A 4,774-nucleotide genomic window follows, 5' to 3' on the forward strand; every position below is an offset into this window, starting at 1 on the left:
CGAATTTGGTCCCAATCTCTTCGCAAAAATCACATTTCACTCGTGTTTTCAGTGCGGTTAATCTGCAAAACCGCCATACTGCAGGGCAAAGTACAAGCCCCAATCTTGGTCGTTGGCCCACGGGTCCGCGTAATGGGCCCGCCGGCCGTTAACCGTTAGCGGGTAGACAAACGCGCAGGAGGCACTGCCGTCCGGGTGGATCAGACTCAGGACATTACGAAAAATCGGTCCGGCTGCCGGCAATGCGGTGCCCGGCAGAACGGCCGCCGCTTTCTGGAACGCGATACCCGACAACGCACTCCAATAATGGGAGAACGTGTCACCGTACAGCCGCCGCTTGCCGAACCAGTAGCCGTCCCAGTGGCGAATGGCGGCGCCGTTCAGATGATAATCCGGCTGGTCCCCGTTGAAAGCGGCCAGGCCGCGCAGTTGCACGGCGGCCCCTGCCCGGTACTTTTCTTCCTGGGTCAGCTGGAACAGCTGCAGGAGATAGATGGCGGCTGGCGCCACGATGCTCTGCTCGTAATTGACTTCGTGCTGCGGGTAATCTTGGCCGTGGCGGAGAATGAAGTCGCCCAGTGCCCGGAAGTCCGTGAGCAGTGCGTTGGCTTCTGTCGTGCGCCCGGCCGCCCGCAGCGTGGTGATCAACGCCGGCGCCGGCACGCCAATCGCGTAATAATGGGCGCCGCCCTGCTGGAAGTAACACCGCATGATCCGCACCGCCCGGTCCAAGTCTGCCGAGTCCTGACGCCAGCGGTAGACCTGCAGAAACAAGTCCGCCACCCAGGGAAAGTTGTAGAGCCGATGATAATCGTCGGACCGGGGCGCATCGTTATAGACTTCCCCGGTCGCTTCGTTCAACAGCTGGGTGCGGACGAAGCGCAAGTACTGCGTGAGGCTCTCCGCCACTGCAGCACGTCAGCGGTGACGGTGCGCTTGGTGGTCACCGTTAAATCCGGTTGGCTTTGGACCGTGCCCCAGACGGTTGGCCGATCGTTGGCCGCCCAGTTCATGTGGGCTGGGTCGTTGGCGGCATAAAGGCCGATTAAGTGGTTGTCGGCATCTGTTTGTAGTTGGAACTGTGTCATACGTATCGAATACTCCCTCATTGTCTGTTTTGTGTCAGGACAGCATGCCAAAATGTGCATATCACAATTGCTGTCCCCATTGATGATGATGGATAGATAAAATCATATTATTTCACTGTGACGCCATGCACATTCCCCTCGTTTTGGATAATCTGCGGTGTCCGTCCATCGGCTGTCTGGACCACTCGCCGGATTTGAACATCATCACAGTAGTCGAGATAGATCTCCTTCGGACCAGCACTGGCAGCACCCAAGGTTAAGTTCTCCAGTACCACCTTTCTCACCGGCGCCGTCTCGCCATCGCGCTGAAAACCCACCAGCTGAATGACCCGCTCCTCGGCGCCGGTAACCGCGGTGTCGCGAATGGTGATCTCGGAGACTGCCGGCAGTGTGGCCGCGGGCACCCCATCTGTGTTGTACGGCATGCTGTGGATCATCACCCGATCAACGACGCAATCTTGCAGCGTGACCTGGCGAACGTAGCCGCCCCGGTCCGGATTGGCCTTGATCTCGAAGCCGTAATCGGTGCCTTGAATCTGGCTGTCGCGGACGATGACATCTTCGACCCCGCCGGACATCTCGCTGCCGATGATCATCCCGTGGCCGCCCTGCATCTTCAGGTCGAAAGCGAGCAGATGGGAGGTGGGCAGACCGATGGTGTTGCCCTCAGGGTTCTTGCCGGACTTCACGGCGATGCAGTCGTCACCGGTATTGAACGTGCTGCCGTAAATCAGGAGATTGCGGGAAGAATCGGGGTCCCAGCCGTCGCCGTTGTCGATACGCGGAGAATAGATGGTCAGGTCGTGGCTGGTGATGGTGTCGCAATAAATCATGTGCACGGTCCAGGCCGGCGGGTCGACTAACGTGAGACCGTGGATGTCGACGGTATGGCATTGAATCAGCTGGATCAGCCGGCCGCGGTTGCGGCGGCCGCCCATGGTGTCTGAGACATACAGGGGATATTTCTCCTGGTCAGCGTACAACTGCTTCTCGGCATCGCCCAGCGCCGCCCCGCCGCCGGCGATGGTGCCTTCGCCGCAGATGGTCAAGTCCCGGCAATTGACTGCCTGCCGGTCGGCCTGGTTCAGCCAACCGGCGTTCAGCAGACTGGCGTAAGTGGGCAGTTCCCACCCTTCGTATCGGTTGAGCAGCAAGCCATCCGCATTGACCTGGCCAGGATAGTCGCTCGGGGCGAGATAATCCGCCGGATCCGTGCTGCCTTGCAGGACACCGTCCACCTGCAGGGTCATCTGACTCTTCAGAAACAGCGCGCCGGTCCGGATGGTGGTCATTTCGGGAATCAACACCGTCCCGCCGGCCGGGCAGTCCGTGATGGCTTGCTGGACCGCGGCGGTGGCGAGAGTCTTCCCAGTGGGATCCGCGGCATAGGGCGCCTTCGTCACGTCCAGGACCTTCCCCGCTGCCTTCGTGGTGAAGGCCACCACCGCCGGCGTGCCCACGCGGGTGCTGCCGGCCCACGCCTCCACGGTCACCGTGTAACTCGTCGCCGGCGTCAACCCAGCAATGGTGAAGTGCGTTTGGCTGGTGTCGCGAACGGCGTACAGCAGCCCGTCCGTCTTCACCACCCGGTACTGGGTGATCGCCGGTTCCGTATGGGGGTGGTCCCAGATCAGGCTCACTCCCGTCGCGGCCAGCGTGGCCGGGGCGATCCGCAGATGCTGGGGGAGGACAACGTTATGTTCAGTGCTCATGGCAGAAAAACCTTTCTTTCTATATAAACACTGCCGCCTGCTCGCAATGAACAGACGGCAGAAGAGACGAATTAGTCAGAAATCGCCGCATCCGGGAACTGGAGCTGCAGCCACTGCAGGCTGAGCTTCACCCACGGCGTCACGGTGGGCTCCACGTCGGTTCCCCCTTGACCGTTGGTGACCACGTTGGCCAGGGAGAGGCCGTGGTGGCCGGTGGGGAAGATGTGGATGGCGAAGGGCACGTGGGCCTGGGCTAGGGCATCAGCGAAGAGCAGACTATTGCGCACCGGGACAACGTGGTCCGTGGCCGTCGCCCAGAGGAAGGTCGGCGGTGTCTGGCGGGTCACTTGCTCCCCCAGTTCGGTCGCTTCCTTAAGCAGCGGCGCAGACTTGCCGTTGGCCCCGAGGACGGCCTGTTCCATCTGCGAGGGTTCCCCGTGGGCCGGGGCAGAAAGAGACAGTGAAGTAACGGCATAGCCCAGCAGCAGCGCGTTAGCCCGAATATCCTTGGCGTCATAGCCTTGTTGCGCTAAATATGGCTTGTCAGCCATGGTCGCCAGACCCGCGGCCAGATGACCACCGGCGGAGAAGCCGAGCGTGGCCACTTGGTCAGGATCCAGGAACCACTCGTCAGCGTGCGCCCGGATCTGCTTCATCGCCTCGGCCGCCTCCAGCAGCTGGCTGGGCCACGCCGCCGGCAAGACGGAGTAGCGCAGGACGAAGGCTTGGAAGCCATGGGCCGCATACATCAGGGCCACCGGCTCAGCCTCCCGGTCAGAAACCATCGTGTAGCCGCCGCCCGGCAGCACCAAAATCGCCGGCCGATGCTCTTTGTTGGGCATCTCCGGACTGGGGGTTTGGACGTAACCCGTCAACGTCGCCGAGTCGCTCAGCGGGGTTTTGAGTGTTTGAGTAAACATGTTCATTGTGTCAAGACCTGCTTTCTTCAGAAATGGAATTCACCCCCATTGTACGGTGAAGAAAGCGGGTGCACAACTGCTGACGGGGATAAAAAAAGGCCTTGGGAGAAGAACCCGAAGCAGCTTGTAAACTGCTTACTAGTATACTAATATCAAAGCAGATCATCAAGATTTTGGAAAAGAGGAACCCCATTCATGGTCAATTCCGATCCGCTCCAAGGAAAAATGCTCTACGCTTTCGGCACCAGCGTCGTCAACGGCCACGCTGCCCAGCGCAGTTTCGTGGAAGACATCGCCGAAGCCCACGGCATGCCCGATGAGAAATATTGTATCAACGGTGCCACCATGCGCATCGTCCCGGACAGCGATCCGGTGATCGACATCGTCCACCAGGTCCAGAACGCCCCCGCCGCCAAACCGGATTTCATCGTCTTCGACGGCATCGCCAACGACGCGTACGACAAGGTCACCAACGATCCCCAAGTGCTTGGCCAGGTGACCGACGGCTACACAGATCCACTGGATCCGGCAACTTATTGCGGGGCTTTCGAGACTGTCTGCCAGACCCTGGCAACCAAGTACCAAGGGGCGCACATCCTCTACATCACGACCCACAAGACCCCGGCCCGGACTTTGGCGGCCCAGCAGACGCTGCACGACGTCTCCGTGACAATTTGTCAGAAATGGAGCCTGCCCGTTTGTGACATTTACAACGAGAGCGGCTTGAACGCCTTTCTGCCCGCTTATCAGCACGACTACTCCTACGACAACACAGACGCCCACGGCAGCAATCACGCTCACGGCGGCACCGGCACCCACCCGAACGCAGACGGCTACCGGCTGTTCTACGACCCGTTGATCACGGCGGCATTGACGGCGCTGGCCGATCGCTAAATTGCAGCAAAAGGCAGGCATTCGGGCGCTGCACCCGCTGCCTGCCTTTTCTGTCCCCGAAATCCTACCCAAGCACTCCGAACCGGTACCCATTGTCGCGATAAGATTAAGAATTCCTAGGTACATGATGTCAGAACATATCTTCCGATATCATATGCCG

At 60.0% G+C, this 4,774-nt stretch carries 4 protein-coding genes; 1 reads left to right on the forward strand and 3 read right to left on the reverse strand.

Annotation, left to right across the window (positions count from 1 at the left end; genetic code table 11):
- Positions 1–57 precede the first annotated feature (57 nt).
- The 3 genes from L248_RS11305 to L248_RS11320 all read right to left on the reverse strand — a co-directional run bounded on the left by L248_RS11305 (position 58) and on the right by L248_RS11320 (position 3,726).
- Entirely contained in the window at positions 58–909 is an 852-nt protein-coding gene (locus L248_RS11305) for a hypothetical protein (protein WP_155828647.1), read from the reverse strand.
- Between the two features lie 286 nt (positions 910–1,195).
- Positions 1,196–2,800, reverse strand: a complete 1,605-nt coding sequence (locus L248_RS11315) for a glycosyl hydrolase family 28 protein (RefSeq protein ID WP_022530369.1) — start codon at positions 2,798–2,800, stop codon at positions 1,196–1,198.
- Positions 2,801–2,871: 71 nt separating this feature from the next.
- Positions 2,872–3,726, reverse strand: a complete 855-nt coding sequence (locus L248_RS11320) for an alpha/beta hydrolase (protein ID WP_022530370.1) — start codon at positions 3,724–3,726, stop codon at positions 2,872–2,874.
- Positions 3,727–3,915: 189 nt separating this feature from the next.
- On the opposite strand from L248_RS11320, the gene L248_RS11325 reads away from it, so the two are divergent.
- Positions 3,916–4,614, forward strand: a complete 699-nt coding sequence (locus L248_RS11325; protein WP_022530371.1) for an SGNH/GDSL hydrolase family protein — start codon at positions 3,916–3,918, stop codon at positions 4,612–4,614.
- Positions 4,615–4,774: the final 160 nt, after the last annotated feature.

It is taken from the genome of Schleiferilactobacillus shenzhenensis LY-73, from assembly GCF_000469325.1.
Lineage (GTDB): Bacteria > Bacillota > Bacilli > Lactobacillales > Lactobacillaceae > Schleiferilactobacillus > Schleiferilactobacillus shenzhenensis.

Bases quoted from the DNA above. Each gene is read 5' to 3' on its own strand.
- L248_RS11325 (WP_022530371.1), top strand. From the start codon at position 3,916: ATGGTCAATTCCGATCCGCTCCAAGGAAAAATGCTCTACGCTTTCGGC.
- L248_RS11320 (WP_022530370.1), bottom strand. From the start codon at position 3,726: ATGAACATGTTTACTCAAACACTCAAAACCCCGCTGAGCGACTCGGCG.
- L248_RS11315 (WP_022530369.1), bottom strand. From the start codon at position 2,800: ATGAGCACTGAACATAACGTTGTCCTCCCCCAGCATCTGCGGATCGCC.